This window comes from Candidatus Paceibacterota bacterium, from assembly GCA_035652395.1.
GTDB lineage: Bacteria > Patescibacteriota > Minisyncoccia > Phycocordibacterales > CAJBRS01 > JADGRH01.
This window is the reverse complement of record DASRDX010000009.1, coordinates 151,941-170,534: the sequence shown is the minus strand read 5'-3', so window position 1 is coordinate 170,534 and position 18,594 is coordinate 151,941. Positions and strand designations below refer to the sequence as shown.

17 protein-coding genes and 1 tRNA gene are annotated in these 18,594 nt (G+C 43.8%); 1 reads left to right on the top strand and 17 read right to left on the bottom strand.

What is annotated here, in order from left to right; translation table 11 throughout:
* Positions 1-52: 52 nt before the first annotated feature.
* The 12 genes from VFA52_01110 to VFA52_01055 all read right to left on the bottom strand — a co-directional run bounded on the left by VFA52_01110 (position 53) and on the right by VFA52_01055 (position 11,729).
* Entirely contained in the window at positions 53-715 is a 663-nt protein-coding gene (locus VFA52_01110; protein HZS42795.1) for an efflux RND transporter periplasmic adaptor subunit, read from the bottom strand.
* A 66-nt stretch (positions 716-781) separates the two neighbouring features.
* Positions 782-1,378, bottom strand: coding sequence for a YcnI family protein (locus tag VFA52_01105; protein HZS42794.1), 597 nt, complete (start codon positions 1,376-1,378; stop codon positions 782-784).
* 7 nt (positions 1,379-1,385) lie between these two features.
* Complete coding sequence (locus tag VFA52_01100) at positions 1,386-1,973, bottom strand: hypothetical protein (GenBank protein HZS42793.1); 588 nt, start codon at positions 1,971-1,973, stop codon at positions 1,386-1,388.
* Entirely contained in the window at positions 1,942-2,673 is a 732-nt protein-coding gene (locus tag VFA52_01095; protein ID HZS42792.1) for a hypothetical protein, read from the bottom strand. The genes VFA52_01100 and VFA52_01095 overlap by 32 nt, the downstream gene beginning before the upstream one ends.
* A 68-nt stretch (positions 2,674-2,741) precedes the next feature.
* Positions 2,742-3,449 (bottom strand): hypothetical protein, encoded by a 708-nt coding sequence (locus VFA52_01090; protein HZS42791.1) that lies wholly within the window; start codon positions 3,447-3,449, stop codon positions 2,742-2,744.
* 30 nt (positions 3,450-3,479) lie between these two features.
* Positions 3,480-4,505, bottom strand: a complete 1,026-nt coding sequence (locus VFA52_01085) for a CAP domain-containing protein (protein HZS42790.1) — start codon at positions 4,503-4,505, stop codon at positions 3,480-3,482.
* A gap of 93 nt (positions 4,506-4,598) precedes the next feature.
* Positions 4,599-8,051, bottom strand: coding sequence for an SdrD B-like domain-containing protein (locus VFA52_01080; protein HZS42789.1), 3,453 nt, complete (start codon positions 8,049-8,051; stop codon positions 4,599-4,601).
* A 155-nt stretch (positions 8,052-8,206) separates the two neighbouring features.
* Entirely contained in the window at positions 8,207-8,608 is a 402-nt protein-coding gene (locus VFA52_01075; protein ID HZS42788.1) for a hypothetical protein, read from the bottom strand.
* A 77-nt stretch (positions 8,609-8,685) separates the two neighbouring features.
* On the bottom strand, positions 8,686-9,618 hold the full coding sequence (locus tag VFA52_01070; protein HZS42787.1) for a DUF5666 domain-containing protein: 933 nt from the start codon (positions 9,616-9,618) through the stop codon (positions 8,686-8,688).
* 105 nt (positions 9,619-9,723) lie between these two features.
* Positions 9,724-10,506: a peptide-methionine (R)-S-oxide reductase MsrB gene (msrB, locus tag VFA52_01065; protein HZS42786.1), complete on the bottom strand. Its 783-nt coding sequence runs from the start codon at positions 10,504-10,506 to the stop codon at positions 9,724-9,726.
* Between the two features lie 36 nt (positions 10,507-10,542).
* Positions 10,543-11,325, bottom strand: coding sequence for a hypothetical protein (locus VFA52_01060; GenBank protein HZS42785.1), 783 nt, complete (start codon positions 11,323-11,325; stop codon positions 10,543-10,545).
* A 333-nt stretch (positions 11,326-11,658) separates the two neighbouring features.
* Positions 11,659-11,729 (bottom strand) — tRNA-Gln (locus tag VFA52_01055).
* 86 nt (positions 11,730-11,815) lie between these two features.
* On the opposite strand from VFA52_01055, the gene VFA52_01050 reads away from it, so the two are divergent.
* On the top strand, positions 11,816-12,622 hold the full coding sequence (locus VFA52_01050; protein HZS42784.1) for a hypothetical protein: 807 nt from the start codon (positions 11,816-11,818) through the stop codon (positions 12,620-12,622).
* A 7-nt stretch (positions 12,623-12,629) separates the two neighbouring features.
* Here the strand turns inward: VFA52_01050 and dnaX are convergent, their stop codons facing one another.
* The 5 genes from dnaX to serS form a co-directional block, all read right to left on the bottom strand.
* Entirely contained in the window at positions 12,630-13,682 is a 1,053-nt protein-coding gene (gene dnaX, locus VFA52_01045) for a DNA polymerase III subunit gamma/tau (protein ID HZS42783.1), read from the bottom strand.
* Between the two features lie 524 nt (positions 13,683-14,206).
* Positions 14,207-15,190 carry a tRNA-dihydrouridine synthase gene (locus VFA52_01040; GenBank protein HZS42782.1) on the bottom strand — a complete coding sequence of 328 codons (984 nt, stop codon included), beginning with the start codon at positions 15,188-15,190 and terminating at the stop codon, positions 14,207-14,209.
* Between the two features lie 14 nt (positions 15,191-15,204).
* Complete coding sequence (locus VFA52_01035) at positions 15,205-16,338, bottom strand: serine hydrolase (protein ID HZS42781.1); 1,134 nt, start codon at positions 16,336-16,338, stop codon at positions 15,205-15,207.
* 15 nt (positions 16,339-16,353) lie between these two features.
* Positions 16,354-17,229 carry a hypothetical protein gene (locus VFA52_01030; protein HZS42780.1) on the bottom strand — a complete coding sequence of 292 codons (876 nt, stop codon included), beginning with the start codon at positions 17,227-17,229 and terminating at the stop codon, positions 16,354-16,356.
* The gene (serS, locus tag VFA52_01025) at positions 17,230-18,504 is read right to left on the bottom strand and encodes a serine--tRNA ligase (GenBank protein ID HZS42779.1); all 1,275 of its coding nucleotides are present in this window, start codon (positions 18,502-18,504) and stop codon (positions 17,230-17,232) included. It abuts the gene before it with no gap.
* Positions 18,505-18,594 lie beyond the last annotated feature (90 nt).

Sequence of the window (18,594 nt, the reverse complement as noted above, 5' to 3'; positions counted from 1 at the left end):
TTGTTTTAGTCGCCGCTTCGCGGCGACTACTTCTCCTTACTCTCTGCCCCCTCTATTTTGTATATATAGTCACCTTGGCCGACATCCCGTTTAGAATTTCCGGATAAGCATCAACATCGTATTTAATTTTCACCGTAAATTGCCGAGTTTCTCGCTTGTCAGAAACATTAAAAACTACCTGTGATTCTACTGCCGATGGAATAACAGACTCAACAGTTCCCTCAAATTTGCGCGAACCGAAAGCATCCACCGTAAATACCACCCTGTTACCGGCGCTGATTCGAACTAAGCCTTTATTTTCATCCACATTGGCCAGTACTCGTAAATCATTCGGATTAACCATCGTCACAACTGCTTGTCCCGGATTAAATAGAGTACCGATAGTATCGGTAGTTTTGACTACTACACCTCCGACATTGGTCTTTATTAATTGATCGCCCACTCGTGCCACCGCCTGATTCGGGGTAACAATGTCCCCTTCCCGGACATAAAGTTCCCGTAAAATGCCCGGCGTGTCGGCGCTTAAGGCAATTTCCGGAGCGGAAACGGTAGCGTTATCGGTAGAAATTTTATTGCGATTAGAAAACCAGTAAATAAAACCGATCGCAATAACTAAAATTATTGCCCCAATAATAATATTCCGAAAAATAGGACGGCGATAAATCGGTACTTTGATTTCTCCGACGCTTTCTGAATTTTTATTTTCTTCAGGCATTTTAGACAACTTACCCTTCGGTTAGCCGAAGGGATGTTTTTCACCATACCAAATTTTAGCTTTAAATCAAGAATGAGTGGCTCTACGTGCTCTGGCCAAAGCCATCAGAGAAAATACTAAGGCTACCAAACTAATAGTTAAAGTGGTGCTATTTGTTTTTGAAACTGAAGGAGTCGGGTTTAAATCATCTACAACTTTTGTCTGGCTGTATGGTCCAGATTGGGAGAAGTCCGTGATGTTTTCGGACGGATCATGATCCCACGAAACCACAGAACCATCACTATATGTCTGATAAGCTCGCCAAGAAAGAGCAGTAGAGGTAGCAGGTACCTTGGCGCTAAAGTAAAAATCATCGCGCTCACCTGCGGGAATCGATCCGCCAAACCACTCAATAGCTGTTATTTTGGCATTCTCTCCAGTACCTTCTTTAAGGATGTTGATTTTCCAACCGGGTTTTACATTCGGACTGACAAAAGTCAGACCATCTGGAATTAAAAGTTTTAATCCGACGGTTGGTAAATCTTTCTCTGCCGGTACCCCCATGACAAAAGTCTGAAAACTGCCAATTCCCACCTCGTTTGGTTTAACTACTACGTGAGCACTCGCCGCGCTGAAAAAACCGAAAAATAATATAGAAACAAACATTACGTAAATCTTTTTCATATAATCATTATATCTTTTTATTTCGCCTGATGTCACGAATAATAATGTAGAGGGAGATCAGGATTGCTCCCCCAAAGAGAATGTAGTGGAGACTGTGGCCGGCAAGGAATTGGAGGAGCGCCGAAGGCGCTCCTCCCGTCTCTGCCCTCTGATCTACCCGAAGGTCATAACTTAATTTAAAAGATTGAAAATCGACCGGTGCCATCGGTTTTCCTTCCATGATTAGGGTGTAAATGCCCGTCTCGGGTAGAGTAAACTGAAAACTGGCCTCGGTGGCCGAGAATTGAATGTTCGGATCAGCGCTAAGTTTAGCGGTATAAATCGGACTACCATTACTGATAATGCTAAAAGTGCAATCACACTTTCTTAGATCAAGTCGGTTGCTAGGGTCTTTAAAGGAGAAATTAAAAGTACTCGGTGAGTTAGCTACTGGTGAATCATTCGGATCAATATGAAGAATAGCCCCAATCTGATCATCTACTAAAATAAAATGGGCATCGGCTTTTTCGACAGCCAAGAAAAAGCCGAAGCAAAGGACTATTAGACAGAGAGCTTTGAATGAATTAGTGATGGTGCCCGCCATTGATGTATCCATGCAATAAGAATAATAAATAAAAACCGCCGATTAAGACAATTGAGAGTGAAAGGCTCCAGAGTTGGCGGGAAACATTCGGATATTTGCTAACTAAATGCCGGTAGGTACTGAGAGCATACAGCAAAATTAAAATCACCACTGCCAAGATAAAGAAAAAGGCGGTCGGATGAGTGAAATCTCTAAAGTCATCCCCAATTAAAATCGGATGAATTAACAAGGCGATGGCAGCCACATACACCAGCCGCTGAATGGATTTCCATTTGCTACCTAATTTAACCATGGCCCATTTAAAAGAAATGCTGGCCATTATAGCGAGAATAATTAAGGCAATTAGACCCAGAATAAAGGCTATTAAATAGACTGGAGTTAAAAAAGGTAAACCGGCAAAACCCTTAAGAGTACCGAAAAAGCCGCAGAGAAAATGAAGAAAAGCTAAATAAAAAGTAGAAATACCCAGGCCTCCTAGAGATGCCCGGTGAAGATTCTTGGTTGGTAGATTGGGAAAAAGGCGATAAAGCGGACCGGCCATCATTACTACGATCAAATAAAAAAGAGCGGTGAGACCGAAAAGCTGATCAAGTCTCAAATATTCAAGGTTAGGTGGTAAGTTTTGAGAGTGAACTTGAAGATAAATGAAACCACTAAGAAGCATGGTAAGCGCAATTATCGTTGCCTTAATTTTCCAAGTTGGCTGGAACATTTAATTATTATAACAAAGAGAGGGCTGCCGTCGGCAGCCCTCTCTTCTAATTTCAAGACTCTAAACTCTTAACAATGCAATGCTAGCAAACACTGACTCTTAGCATTGCCACTAAGAGAAGCGCAGGCACTGCATTGAGCAGAAACAGAAGCTCCGGCACTAACATTTGCTTTTGTTCCTGTTCCCGCATTCCCATTTCCGCTTACACCTGCCGCTCCGTGCATAGCGGCATTTATGTCAATGAAATTGACGTTGGTAGGCGCACTGAACTTGGAATTATCCGGTGACCAGCTCGAACAATGATAATTTACTTTTTGATCAAGATTTACATTGCTCTGACTCTTGGAATTGGCAGAAGCATTGCTCATGTCACTGGTGTTGTAAGTCATTTTTGCTCCTTGTGAGCCGCTCCAGGCGTACATAATATCTCCATTTCTAATCATGTGTGAATCCAGCTTCGCCGATCCATTAAAACTCGAGGTGAAATCTCCCCTCATATTAGTGCCGGCAATATACATGGTACCCATTAAACTAGAGCTTGCGGTGCTCTCGTCGATAGTACACATAACATTCTTGCCCATAGCGAGTAGATTCCTAAGGGTACCGTTAGAGGCTTGACCTGAAACACTTACATTCGCAGAAGTATCATTGGAAACCGTAGTGGCTGGAGCGTGATGAACACTGTAATAAACTCCTCCGCCCAAGGCCAAGGCTACTGCCACGATCAAAATAATAATTAACGGTCCTAAACCAGCTTTTAAATTAGATCTTTTCATAAGAATAAATTTAGCTAATAATCGATTAAATTATACAACCGATACTGACGGGAAGAAAATCACCCAGTTAATGTAGGTGGCGCTTAGGATGATAACTAAAATCAAGACACCATAGGCGATATTTTTCGGATGCTGGATGCGCCATTCGATAAAAATAAAAAGAAGCAACGAAAGTATCACAAAAGCGGCCAGGGCTAGGTAAATATTTCTAGCAGTCTCAGCAGGATTACTGAAACTTCTTTCAAACCAATTACCTCCGGATTTAATAGAACTTATAGAGACAGAATTAGTGGCTACGTTAGTTTCTGTAGTAGCTGGTGAAATAGATTCTCCTTCTACACTTTTGACGGCGATAAAGGTCGGGCTACTTGAAACCGTAATGACTTGGGCAGGAACCACTTTATTTTTGGGTTTGATTGCTGCAATCACAACTCGAGGAGTACTGGAAGTGGTAACGGTGGAAGTCGTAACAATGGTTTCAGGTGTTGAGGCTACGACCGTGGTTGGTTTTGGTGAACCAAACATCTGTACTACAAAAGTAGTTGGTCGGCCATTTAGATTACCCTTGGCGATGCCAATTCCAATCTCGGTGAAATGACCGTTTAAAATATTTTCCCGGTGAAGTGGTGAATTCATCCAAGCTCTCTCCACATCATTTGAGTCGGTAAAATCAACGGCTAGATTTTCGCCGGCATACAGATAAGGGTAGCCAGCCTGCGACATCCAGTACCAAGGAGTCAGCCCATCGGGACTAATGTGAGAAAAATAACCGCGGGCGGCCATGTCGTTAGCTTTTTGCTGAGCAGCGGCTGCTAAAAGCGGGTTCGGACTAAGAACAGAAAGATTAGTGGCTGCTCTGTCCTGATTCGTCAGGCTGACAATAACCGCTGAATAGATGTCAGCCGTCAGGCTGCTGGTACCGACGAAGTGAGAGACTACTAAAGAGCCGGCAAAGACCACTACAATTAGGAGAAGCATGACGAGTACCGAAAATTCCCGCAGAATGTGGGGCTTATAGTCGTTGTGGCGGTGAGGAATGAAAAGCTTCTTTAGCATTTTTCATATTATACCATGGATTTATGAAATTGAAAGGGCGGCGCCGGAACAATAGGCGCCGCCCTTCCTTCCCCGCTTCCCGCCCTAATTACCTTAAGGCAGCTGCGGAATCGGAGCATTCAAGCTCGCACATTTCAATTCATTAATTCGATGCAAGGTAGTCTTGTAGACGTATCCGGTTGGCCACTCACTATTACTAATAGGTACTCCGGCTTGGCCCCATGGATTTCGAATGAAGGCTTCTTGAGCTACTTGGAATATTTTCACAGCCGCTAAAGTTAGCTTGCCGAAGAATCCTGTTACCGGCAGTCCGGCATTCTGGAATTCATTCAAGAATGCCTGGAGTTTCTTTACTTCTACCGGATCATTTGATCGCCCGTATCGCATGTATTTTAGAAGATAGGCGGAACATGTCAGAGGTCCTCCCTGGTCAGCCATCGGTCCGGTGCTGGTTCCCAAAACCTGGCCAATATTACCACCGCTTGGGCCGCCGAAGCCGCCAATGACTGAAGTTGTAACCGAACCACCTCCTCCACCACCCCCACCTCCGTTATTGTTGTCAGTAGGATTCTGATGATTACCGAAGTAGAGAGGATTACCGTTTATATCCGTATTAATGTCTCCGCAGAAGCCAACGAAATCAATAGAGAATATGGAGAAGCAAGGAGTGATGCTAATAGTGAAGGACGTTGATGTTGGAGCCGTCTGGGTCCAGCCACTTTGCTGTGTTTCCGTAATAATGTAGGTGCCCCAGCTTTGAGGTGGGAAACTCCAATTGCCGCTAGAATCAGTAGTGGTGGTGGCCACCAATTCAGTTGAAGTTGATTCATCTTCATTGGTAACTACTCGCGAAAGATTGATTCCCCAATCAGGTAAACCCGGCTCTCCTTCATCCCGAATACTGTTACTGTTTTGGTCATTAAATTTCAAACCGTTAATCCAGCCCGTGCTCTTGGTATTGGTGAAAGTACAAGTGACATGGTCGCCATCATCTACCACAACGGTCTCTCCGTTGGGTACAGAAATCCCAATTGATTCGTTATCGTATTGGCAGCTTGAGCTAGCCAAAGTCCAACCATTTTGTGAAATCTCCGAAATAGTAGTGGTGCCGTCGTTGAGGTTAAGGGTGACCGTGCCAGTACCTGCAGTAGTAGTAACGTTCGTGGAAGTAGAAGTATCCCCCGAAAGGTTGAAGGTAAAGGTGCCATTCCCACTTTGCGTATTTTTAACGATTGTCAGAGTGGCTTGATCTCCCTCTCCTCCTTCATCTGGAGGACAAGGCTGGTTTACGACAATCAGGAACTTATCCTGACTGAAGCCTTCATAATTAGGAGAATCGGTGGTGAGTTCTGCATTTTCTGCTTCCGCAAGAGAGTTGCCGGATCGATACCCGAGTAATCGGAAATCTCCTGCCGGACAAACTTCGGAATTAGTTGGAACAACCTGACTGGATTGGTCGTCGGCCGTGGTCTTCTCATATGTATGGTAGAAGATGACCGGAGTCTGCATTGGAGAAGTATCGGCGGCGAATGTTGAAGTCGCTCCTCCATGATGATTTCCGAGGACATAGTCTGCTGAAGAAGTGGCTCCCCCGTCTAGATTTGTTGCATGCCAGGTGGCATTCATCGGAAATGGAGTGTCGGCGGAGTCATCAGGTACCTGCGAAGATTCCTCGCTATCACCTACATATTTGTAGATATGAACTTTTACAAATGTCGGTTCAGGAGGATTACAGCCGTTGCTATTAACAGTCAATTTGTAATCGAGACCGGCAGGGTTTGGATCGCCGAATGGCTGACCGTTGTCAGGATTGGTGCCTGGGTTGGTGACAGTAAAACTGAAAGTGTTGTTTCCTGACTGAAGAGAGGCGGCCGGAATATTCCATGTATCAGCAGAGCTAAAGTTATCCAAGTCCGTGGCAGAAGTACCCGTATCAAATGGATTACCATTAACCATTAGGGAGTAGTAATTGTCTGCAGCAATTTTTAGAACTGAATTGAGCGGAGTGCCGGAAATGTTAAAGGCTTTGGTGAATTCTTTAGTTTCAGCTGGAGAGGAGCCATTTTGATCTAAGGCCTCGGCCCAAATCCAAGTAGCATCTGGAATAGAAGTCCAGGCAGGATGTGGAGTGACGGCAACAGAATCGTGGCCATCTACTTGAGTACTTTCATCACTAACCACATCTGTGGATGTCTGATTTAATTCACACGGAATTACCTGATTACCAAAGTTAATATTTCCATTATTGTCACTGGCGCTTTCAATACTTAGACTGTAGCCTTCAGTTCCGTTCTCGCAACCATAATTGTCAGTGGGGTATGTCTGTTGCCAGCCGTCTTGTGGAGATTCACATACATAATAAGTTCCGAGATCTAAATCATTAAATGAATAGTTGCCTGAGGAATCAGTGGTAGTAGAAGTTATTTCGTTTCCATCTGAATTTAATAGAGTAATGGTCCAACCAGGAAGACCGGTTTCTTCATTGTTTATTTGACCGTCGCCGTTTACGTCATTCCATTTCATTCCAGAGATAACTTGGCACACTCTTCCTAATTGGCTTCTTGTGTAAGTAACGTCTGCAGAATCTACTCGGCCATCGCCGGTCACATCCCCTACGTCAAAGCCTCCGCCAACGGTGAGAGCGTGGGCTCTGGCAAAATCAACGTCAGCGTCAGTTACAATATGATCATGATCAAAGTCAGGACAAGGAAGAATCTCCGTGGAGGCACAGTTGTGATTCATGACCAAAATATACATATTGTTGGCGATATCACTGAGATTAGCCGAATTTTGGGTGCTGCTAGCGAGGGCGTCCGATTCTGAATCGCCAACTTTATAACCATCAAGAGAGTACCCGCTTGTATCGCTACAGGAAGAAGGTACGTTATTTTCCACCACGCTGTAGTCAGCGCCTGAAGTCATTTCGGAAGTAATAGCCTGATAAGGGGTAGAATCACCATTGAATCCATCGGCATCTAAGTCAAAAGAGCCACTCCCAGCACCGATGTTCTCGGCATTCCAGGTAGCCGTCATGTTGAAAGAGGCATTGTCGGCGCTTTCAGGGGTGGCCTTTGAGCCATCAATATATTTAATGATGGTAACGGTTATTTTACAGGTTCTTCCTAATTGACTTTTTGTGTAGGAAATATCTCCCGAATTCACTGATCCATCTCCATTCGCGTCGCCGACATCAAAACCTCCGGCGGTGCCAGAATGAGCTTTTACAAAATCGACGTCGTCCTGCGTAACAACGTTGTCATTATCAAAATCGGGGCAAGGATTAGTAAAGGTGGTAGTAGTGGTAGTGTCTGCAACAGTCTCTTCTTCAACCACCGAAGGATTGGTTACTGATTCATCTTTTGGAGGATCAGTCTCTGTCTGATCGGGCGGCAAGATTGACTGTGTGTCATCAGTTGCTACCGAACTTTCATCAGACTGCGCCACCGCTTGTGAGAAAGGAATGACGCTAAATAAAGAAGCTACTAATAAAAAGATGGTGAGACCAGCCAAAATATTTTTGGCGATCCAATGATTGGCCCTGTTCATAAATTATTTTAGGACAGAAATAAGCTTATTTCTGCGTGATTATTAATAATCCCTCTAGTCAATACTAGTAACTACTAGTTCTACGCTGAGAAACTCTTCTTGTCAAAGATAAAGGTGGATAAAGACTGAATAAGGTGTGGAAAAGGAGGGGAATTCTAAAATAGAAACCCTCTAATAGTTCGTAGACAGAAATAGAGAGAAATCACAAACAATAAAGCTAATATCTGATTTAAGAGTACGAGAAACGGATGATCACTAAACTTTAGATTAAGAGAAATAACTTCTAGAACCGCAATGATAAAAAGTGAGAGAATGGCATTAATGTAGAAAACAGTTTTCCATTTCCGATTGGTAAAACCGGCCAGGATGATTAACATGATGCCGAATAAAACAAAAATTATATTGAGACTGATGACGTTACTGAAAAGCGGAAAGCAGATCAGCATAATAATGGCGGCAATGAAAAAGAGAACTCTGATCGGTTCAGCGTAATAATAAGTTTCTTTTACCGGGGTCTCGTTTTCAGATTTATCCGCGCTAGGACCGTCGTAATCCATGAAAATATAATAACACATTTAAAAAGGCAGCCGGCCTTTCGGCCGGCTGCCTTTTTAAATCATTCTGTCGTTAATTCTTAGAAGAATCCGAAGAGGTGCTTGAAGAATCCACCGATTGATTTCCAGATTCCCCCACCCTGATGAGTTGAGGAAGCGTTCATGCCAACGTCAATGATGGATGAAGCGTTTACGGTATTTCCAGAGACAGCACCTTGAACAATGACTTGGTCTCCAACGCTGATGGCGCTGACAGTAGAAGTAGCCTTGTTCTTGGCGATGACTGAACTTGAGGCATCCACATTGTAAGTCACATTTCCGGAAGCAGTAGTAATGGTAACGGTGTTGCCACTAACTGCGGTGACGGTTCCGCCAATTACGGGCTGACCGTTTCCGGTAATCACAATAGGATTTGGTTTAGGATTCTTATCTACTCGAGAAGTATCTCGAACGGAAGTAGCCACTACAGAATTTCCATTAATCGTTCCGGAAACAATTACGACGTCTCCGACAGTAATAGAGCTGGCGCTAGAACTAGCTCCATTTCTGGAAATAGTTGCGGCTGAAACATCCACACTGTAAGTAGAAGAAGCGTTTCCGTTGTTAACTATTACGCTAATAGTGTTGCCATTAACGGCCGAAACACTACCAACAATTCCGGCAAAGCCATTGTGGAAAAATGGGAAGATTCGATGAACAAAGTTCATGAATAAACCATTGTTTACATTGGCTTTTATATCGCCGTGTGATTCAACCTTGTTCTGATTATCTTCAGAATTATTGTCTCCGTCCTCATGTTTATCGGAATCTGCGTTGGCATTGAGATTGGCATTCGCATTAGCCCCGACATTGGCATTCAAGAGACTGTCATGTTTTAGATTAACGTTGCTTGAACTATTAACATCCGCCTTAGCGCCGAGACCGAAATTTAGACCATGGGCCGAAGCCGTGCTTGTTCCTACAGCGAAGGCCAGAGCCATGACCAAAATGCTTAAAGTAAGTTTGTTTTTCATATTTAATTTTAATTACTGATAATAGGCAAACCTTCGGTTTGCCTATATATAAGCCGAAATGAGGGCCTATTTCTTACAATATATTCTTACAATATAAAAGACCACTTAAGGCGTGCCTTTTGTGCCGGTAGCTGTAGCTGAGGTGGCCGTAATAGGGCTAGAGAGATTGGAGCTGGTGCTGGAGGAGCTACTGCTTGAAAGGTTAGAAGCAGCAGATTTCGGAAGTTTCTTAGGAGTTGAAGGGGCAAGTAAAATTGAAGAAGTACTGACTGGAACAGGACTACTTATCGAGGAGCCCGCCACAATAGGAGAACTAGTCTGACAAAGATAAGCACCATAGGAGCCGCCTAGAACTCCGCCCGCTAAAGCGGCGGCTACTAAAAAAAGCATATTTTGAAGAGAAATGGTCGGAAGCTTAACTTTCGAAGCTGTCTGTGGGTTACCTTTTACTTTTGACGCATTCTTCTGGGAACCGTCCTGATTATCTTCATCTTGATCGGAATCATCTTCGTCATCCAATTCCGGCATATCCAGAAATTTTAAACTAGCCGAGTTGACTTGATAATACGGTTTTTCGCCGGGAGTTCTTGAAAGTAAGTAACCGAGATGCCCGCCGCATTTTGAGCAAGTTACTTCAGTCCTACCGCCAGAGGCGGCAATTTCTGTCAGATGACTCTTTTTGGCTGGCCTGGCAAAACTCGGCCAGCCCGTCTCCGAATCAAATTTGGAAAGAGAGGTAAATAACGGATTATTACAGGCCGCACAAAGATAAATTCCCTTCTCCTCATGATCCCAGTACCTTCCCGAATATGGCCGTTCTGTATCTTTCTCGCGCATCACCCGATACTGCTCCGGATTTAATTTTTCTTTAAAATCGTCTTCAGTCATAATAAGAATAATACTATAAATTAAAATGGTCTCGCCTTACGGCGAGACCTCCGAATACTCCGCTGAAGAACGCAGGTATTCCACAGCTCTCGGGACTTCCATTGGATCGCGATTGCTGCCGCTAGTTCGAAGTTTTCCTTCAGCATCCCAACTAAGATCGGGACTTTCTTTGACCAAGGATCCAAGTAAATGAACCGTCTTTGGTCCGAGTCCTCCAGCCACAGTGATTGCCATTTTCGGGAAAGCGATCTTGATGGCCCGAATAAATCGCGAAAGTTCTTTGGGTGCCAGAGGCCGACCTTTTCCCATACTCTGATCGAGCGAAACTCGCTGAACAATGTCTTCGTATTCCTCAAGTTTGCGAACTAACCGAAGCGGATCGGAATAAACCGCCTCAAATGCCTTTAGACCGATTTGCAGAATCACTTCCACCTTCTTTCTGGAAGCCTGAACGCCCTTGGCGATTTCTGTTGGATCCGGCCAAGTCATGTCGAGCTGAATGGCGTGTAGGCCAATTCCTCCCAGAGAAATGATCTCCGTCAGAGTTTCCCAGAGTTTCGGGCGACCGACGTAGTCTACATAATGGAGACAATTGTAAGTCTCAGCGCAGTCAAAAATTTCGGCAATTCGATTCTCCAGAGGAAATGCTTTTTCATAGGCATGCGGGATATGGTGATGATGTTTGTAACTGGTCATCACTCCCACATGAAGCTTCCGAGTTGATTCTTTGGGTCTGACACTTTTCCAGACTGCCGACAAGGTTTTAACCTGTTCAAGACTGACAAAGCCGGTAATACCGACGTATGGAGTTAAATTCATTTTTTCCTTTCTTCTAATCTGAAATTAGCAGTAAATTAGAAAAAGTCAAAATGTTTTAGCCTAACCCAAAATAGAAACCAGTAACTATAATTATCTGAATGAGAATTGCCAATAAAAGTTTCTTAGAGCGTGAGAAATTGAAAAAATATGCTGCTAAAGAGAGAAGAAACACTATGGCTGCTGCCCCTACAACTACCAAAAGATTTGGGCCTTCGGGATCATTGAAAAACAGAAACATCACCCTAGAGAAGACAAGCGATGTTATAGCCAGGATTAGAAGTGAGATTTTTTCTGATTTGAAATGCATATTTAAATTATATCAGAAATTACGGGCTGCGGGACTTGGACTCGAACCAAGATACTCGCCTCCAAAGGGCGATGTCCTACCATTAGACGATCCCGCAATGCTGGGAATAATATCATCAAAATTTGAGATAAAAAAATCTTGTGCTAACCTGAACATAGGAGAAAGTTCATGAGAAAATTCATAATGCAAACCGACATACCGCGGTGGTTTAATCTGCTTTGGGATTTCAAAAAGAACGGTCTTTTCATTCAAATACATCGTCCATCTATCGCCTTCCTCGATCATTATCAGGACTGCACACCTTTATTCAGAAACGTGGAAGACCAGTTCGGTTTCCTACCGCTTTTTGAAAAATGTGAGTGCCGTCTCGGCGAAGAGAGCTTCGGCATTAACAACGCCATTACGCTTAGCGAGACTATTGGTGACTGGTTAAGTTATCGGATCAAATTGCCTCGATTTGATTATCGAGAGCAATACTCCCGATCTGAAATTGCCAAAGTCTGCTTTACTCTCCAAGTTCTTCTTTTCGCCTTGGAGAGGCCGCCACTCAAAGAGCTTGGTCAAAAGGAGACTCAGCTTTTTACTCTCGGCACTTGCGCCACTGCGGATAGACATGGTCACGCAACGGGAGGCCATGCCAGTCCGGCGTTAGTTAAATTCATTGAGCAGCAATCGGACTCCTATGAGAAGCCAATGGCCTTTGAGCCCGGCATTCGTGCCATGAAAAAGGCCTACGCCACTATTCACGGAAAAGTGGAAAGTTTCAACCGAAATCAATTCCGTTCCTTTTTTCGCGGAGGTCAGGTGCTTTTTGCTTGCCCTGGCGACGCTTGCGAATTGCACACCGATTATAAAGGGAGCATACGAGAGATGGGTGACGGATACGGAACAGAAATTATTTCCCACAATCTCGACGGGGCTCATCAGCAACTGACCCTACTCAGTGGCCTTGGGGCTTTGACTACAGTTTTTGATGAATCCAAAAATTGAAGCGATCCTAACTGATCGCTTTTTTATTTTGAACCTCAATTAATTTGATTAGGGCCAGCTCCAGTGGAAGTTCGGGGATATGAGTGCGGCCAATTTGGTCGTAGATGCCGAGCATTTCAGCCAGAGTGGCGGAGGAAATGGTGTGAGTAGGATCGGTGGCCAGTTTCTCAACGAAGGTGAGGTCGGAAGCGGAGAGCTCGCCGGCGAGCTCTCTGCGCAAATCCTTCTGATAACGCAGAAGAAGGATTTGGCGCATTTTCTCCAGAATTAATTTCAGATAGAGTTTCATATCAATATTTTGTTTGGCCGCCTTCTTAATCGTGGCCAAACCTTCTTCGAGATCCTTTTCAGCCAAGGCCTTGACGAAACTATTGACAAGCTCGCCTCGCGGAGCACCGGTTACTTTCTCAATCTCATCCAGAGTAATTTTTTTATCATTAGTTGAACCGATAATTTTCTGCAAAATGCCTAGAGCGTCACGAAATGAGCCGTCGCCTAAAAGGGCAATCAGATCTGCTCCGCCCGCTTCAATCTGATATCCTTCCTCCTTGGCGGTCTTTTCGACAATCTTTTTTAAAATTGTTTGGGAAGGTTTTTTAAAAGTAAATTGCTGGGTGCGAGAGACAACCGTCTCCGGCAACTTTTCCGCTTCCGTGGTAGCTAAAATAAAAACAACGTGTGACGGCGGCTCTTCCAAAGTTTTCAGAAAGGCATTGAAGGCTGCCTTTGATAGCATGTGGACTTCGTCCAGAATGTAGACTTTATATTTTGATTCATACGGCAAAGTGTTAACCGCTTCATTTAAAGCCCGGATTTCATCGACGCTATTTCTAGAAGCCGCATCAATCTCATACAAATCATTATTACTGGTACCAATAGCTTTAGCCAGAATGCGAGCGACGGTTGTCTTCCCAGTCCCCCGCGAGCCACAAAATAAATAAGCGTGAGCAATATTACCCTGTTTGATAGATCCCTGAAGTACATCTACAATCTCATCTTGCCCCATTACTTCCTTGAAACTTTTTGGACGATATTTTCGATAGAGAGCGGTCTCTGACATAGAAGGATTATAGCAAAAAGAAGAGCGAGGTCATTGCTGACCTCGCTCCGTATGAAAAAACCTTACCCTTTAAAAAAGAGATTAGGTCTGGGATGAAGTTTTACCTTCTTGCGATAGAATGATCTCCTTTCTGGGATTTAATTATACCCTTTTTTGCAAAATAAAAAAATCGGCGGGAGCACTCTTTCGAATGCCCCCGCCTTTTTCTAATAGTGATAAACCTTTTAACGTTGCCGCATTTCCCGGTATGTGGGTTGTTAGCGGCGATGTTTGATTTGCCGTGACGAGGCCGGAAAAATTAAGAGAAATAGAAGCCTATCTCTATTAATCTCTCAGGCTGCTACGTTATTTACCTCCTTTGGCGCCATGCCGGTTAAGGGTTGTGACCGCGCCGCCCGATCAATGGGCGTCGCCGTCCGAGCTGATCGCGTCGTTTTTCGTATCCAATAATGAACAGAGCTGGCTCCCACTGGGAGCTTTCAGTTTTTTCATTCAAATAAATTATATCACCTTAAAAAATAAAGTCAAGCTAGAAATGTGTTTATTGTTCTTTCTGCTTCTCTGGCATTTTTAGCTTCCATTAACTCCATTCGGAGTTCCTTGGCTCCCCCAAAGCCTTGGGCATAGGCTTTGTAGTGTTTTTTCATAATAGCGAAGCTCTTAATATCACCGAGTAGTTGTTCAAATAGATAGGTGTGTTCAACCAGCACCTTTAATTTTTCCGGAAGAGCTGGTTGAGTTTCCGAAAAGAGCCAAGGATTGCCGAAGATGGCGCGGCCGAGCATGATGCCGTCGGCGGAGGAGGCGCGCGCTTTAGCGCGCGCCTCCTCAATATCCGAGACATCACCATTGCCAAAAATGAGAGTCTGGGAATTCATTCCATTCCGAATCTCTACCGCTCTTCTCACTACCTCCCAATGAGCTGCCACTTTCGACATTTCTTTTCGGGTGCGGGCATGCACCGTGATGACAGCCGGCTCTGTTTTAAGGAGGGCCGGCAACCAAGTTTCAATCTCATTTTTATTGTAACCAATGCGAGTTTTGACCGAGACTGGAAGCGGCGGGCGATTTAGTCGGGCGCCAGCCGCTTCCGTTCCCTCTTTGGCCGCCGCAATGATAGCGGCGGCCAATTCCGGTGTATTAATAAGAGCTGCTCCCGCTCCTTGTTTTTCAATACTGCGGTCAGGACAGCCCATATTAATATCAATACCATCAAAGCCGAGCTCGCTGGCAAGCTCGGCTGCTTTCTTCATCATTTCAGGCCGAGCGGTAAAAAACTGAGCCACTATTGGGCGTTCGGTTTCACTAAATTGAAGGTCGCGCAAGAGTTTCTCGCGACCTTCTTTCGGAGCCAAAACCAACCCATCGGCCGAGACAAACTCCGTCCACATCACATCCGGCTTGCCATATTTGGCAATCACCCGCCGAAAAGCCGCATCTGTAACATCTGCCATCGGAGCCAAGACCATAATTGGCTTTTTTAATTTTGCCCAGAATCCCAGATTCATATCCCGTTCTTAAATTAGCGATCAAGATTTCCTCCGGTCGGGCCTGGTTGAGTACCACCAACATCCAAAGGTTGCTGCTGATAACGAATGTTACTTGAAAGGTAATTTAAAATCTTGGAAACATCCCCAGTCCGATCGTTGGTATGAAGGAGAACAATAGCGATAGTACGAATCTCATTTTTATTTTTCGGATTAAATGAAAGATAGAAAAGAGAAACTGTTGATTGTTCAGCTTGATCGGTAAAACCGTTTTTGCCTCCGGCAAAACTTTTGTAAGTAAGCTGATGATTCTGGTTAATCCAAGTGTGACCAAGAATTGAATATTCTCTGATGCGGCCAATATCAAATATTTCCGGATGATTCTCTTTTATATATTGCGATAATTTGAACAAATCTAGAGCACTGGAATAACTTTTCGGATCAAGACCACTTGGATCATTGTAATGACTGTTACTCATACCTAAGGTGGCGGCTTTGTCATTCAATTCTTGTAAGAATGTGGCACGCCCGACAAAATTGGCAAAAACTTCGGCAGCTACATTACTGGACACCACTAACAGCGGATATTTTAGATCACTGATTTTAACTGTCTCATTCATAATTAAATCTCCTGTTAGGGGATAGTATTTTGTGCTGGCCGGAGTGACAGTGGCGTAAGCGAGCTGATCAAGCGTTTCGAGCTCCACAGTGGCAGTCATCAGTTTAGTGACGGAAGCCATCGGCCATTTAGCATTTTGATTTTTTTCAATAATGATATCGCCCGTATCAACATCGCCGACCAGATAGGCCGAAGCACTCAAAGGTAGGGGCTTTCGTGGATTAAGCACGCTATAGAAGCCCGAAATCTGCTCTTCAGAAGTGGTGGTACTTAACGTATCGTCAGAGCCCTGCTCTGCAGAAGGTTGGTTGGCCGCAAGCTCCGCTTGGGGCCCTTTTAAATACTCATAAGCCACGCCTCCGGCGTGCACTGCCCCATAAGTGGCGCTAACGCCTAGAATTACAGCCGCGATCGTCCAGAAAATATAGTGATGCGGACGAAAACCTAGGATATTGATTTCCACATTTAAAAAACTTGAAGAAGCCGAAAGGGTCTTCATCGCCAGCGGGTCATGTTTATGATCTTCTCCAAAATTATTAAGGGTAGCCATGATTTGAATATTATACTAAAGAGTACTGCTGGCAGAGGTAGTGGCGCTTTGAACGGCGGTACCACTCTTTAACTTATAATTGATTTTGTTGCCAAAGCGCAAATCAATGTAATCGATTTTTGAAAGATCGATGCTTGCCCCATCTGGATTATTTTTATTAATCACAATTTCCAAATTGCTCAGAGCCTGATCAAGTGGCTCTCGAGTGCTGAAAAGAATTTTGCCGCCCGTGTCTAAATTTAATTGAAAATCGTAAAGATCAGTGGCCACTAAGCTAGCCGGATTAATATTTAACTTTCTAAGGTCAGCGATGAATTTGTTTAAAGCCTGAAATCGATCGGCTGGCAAAAATCTAGAACCAATTGGATCAATTTGTTCTACCAGCCCCGAATAAGTGAAGAAGTTGGCCCCATAAATTTCGGGTGCCTTGTCAAAAAGGTAACCAGTTTGATCGATTGAATAACAGGAAGCACTGGTGGTGGCACTGATATCAAAACACCAAATACCAATCGCCTTCCTCTCGGATAGATCAATTTCGATTTTATCCAAAGCGGTCTGTTTGATGCTGGCACTCATAATACGAGAGTGATGATTCAAAATATCATTCTCAATCTGAGCTTTAGGGAAAAGTAAAATATTTCGTCTGGAAAAGAGGTAATAATAGTTGCCAGTCATGTCCGACTCAGCCAGAGAAGAAATATCGGAAGAGGAAGTCACTTCATTTCCTTTAACCACGATATTCTGAACAGATATTTTGGACCAGTGAGTGAGGAAACTGGCTCCTACCACAATTAAAATCAAAAGAAGGAGCCAGAGAAGAAATTTTATTAATCGTCTCCTACGCCTTCGTCTGCCTAATTGTGACGGCTCAATGGCTCGACGCCGTTTCATCTATTTTTTTGGTTCGATTACTTTTCGGCCGCCCATGTATTTCTGAAGAGCCTCCGGAATGTTGATGGTGCCGTCGGCGTTTTGATAATTTTCTACAATGGCGGCGATTATTCGAGGAGTAGCTAGGGCAGTGTTGTTTAAAGAATGGGCAAAACGCAGTTTTCCTTCATCGTCTCGATAGCGGATATTTAGTCGGCGCGTCTGAAAATCGTGAAAGTAAGAGGCTGAATGAGTTTCGCGATAAGTATTTTCCGAAGGCATCCACGCCTCAAGATCATATTTTTTAACTTGCCCCAAACCGAGATCTCCCCCGCAGATTAAAAGGTTTCGATACGGCAATTTAAGCGCCTGCAAAATTTTCTCCGCATTGAGAGTCAGCTCCTCATGATGCTTAACTGATTCTTCGTGATTGGCTTCACAAATAATAACTTGCTCGAATTTATAAAATTCATGCACTCTGATAAGACCTTTAGTATCCTTGCCATGACTCCCCGCTTCGCGCCGAAAGCATGGAGAAAAGGCCAAAAACTTGACCGGCAATTTTTTCTTTTCAATTATTTCGTCAGAGTAATAACTCATGGTTGGCACTTCGGAAGTTCCGGCCAAATATGAATCATCCTGGGTTCGGTAAAGGTCTTCCTCTCCTTGAGGTAAATAACCGGTTCCGAGAAGGGTTTCTTTTCTAACTAAAGATGGACTAAGAAGTGGCGTGAATTCTCCGTTCCCCGTCATGGTTTCTAAAACAAATTGCCAAATGGCAAAATTTAACAGGACTCCGTCATTTTTCAAAAAATAACCACGGAAACCTGCCACCTTTGTGCCTCTATCCAAATCGAGCATTTCCATCTTTTCCATCAACTCGATGTGACTTTTCGGAGTGAAGTCAAATTTCGGCTTCTCGCCAGAAGTTTTTATTTCCTTATTTTCCGTTTCGTCTTTTCCTTCCGGCACGGACATATCCGGCACATTTGGTACTTGGACCATTAATCTTTGCCAATCTTTCATTACTTCTTTCAATTTTTCCTCTTCCGCGCTCAAACCTTCCTTCAAAACTTTCATTTCTTCTATTAGTTTGACTTTGTCAGTCTCGGAAGCGTTGACGATTTTCCCGCTAAATTGGTTTTGCTCGGCTTTTTTAGCTTCTATTTCAGTCAATAATTGCCGCCTTTTATCGTCGGCGGCAATTAATTCGTCAAGGTTTATGTCAATACCCTTTTTTTGAGCCCCAGCCTGAACAACTTCCTTATTTTCGCGAATGAATTTGATATCGAGCATAACTAAATGATAGCAAAATTGACGGAATTTGACGAAGTTCGTTTAAATCCGGCTTATTTTAATTTTCTTTTAAAGAAATTTCATGTCGAC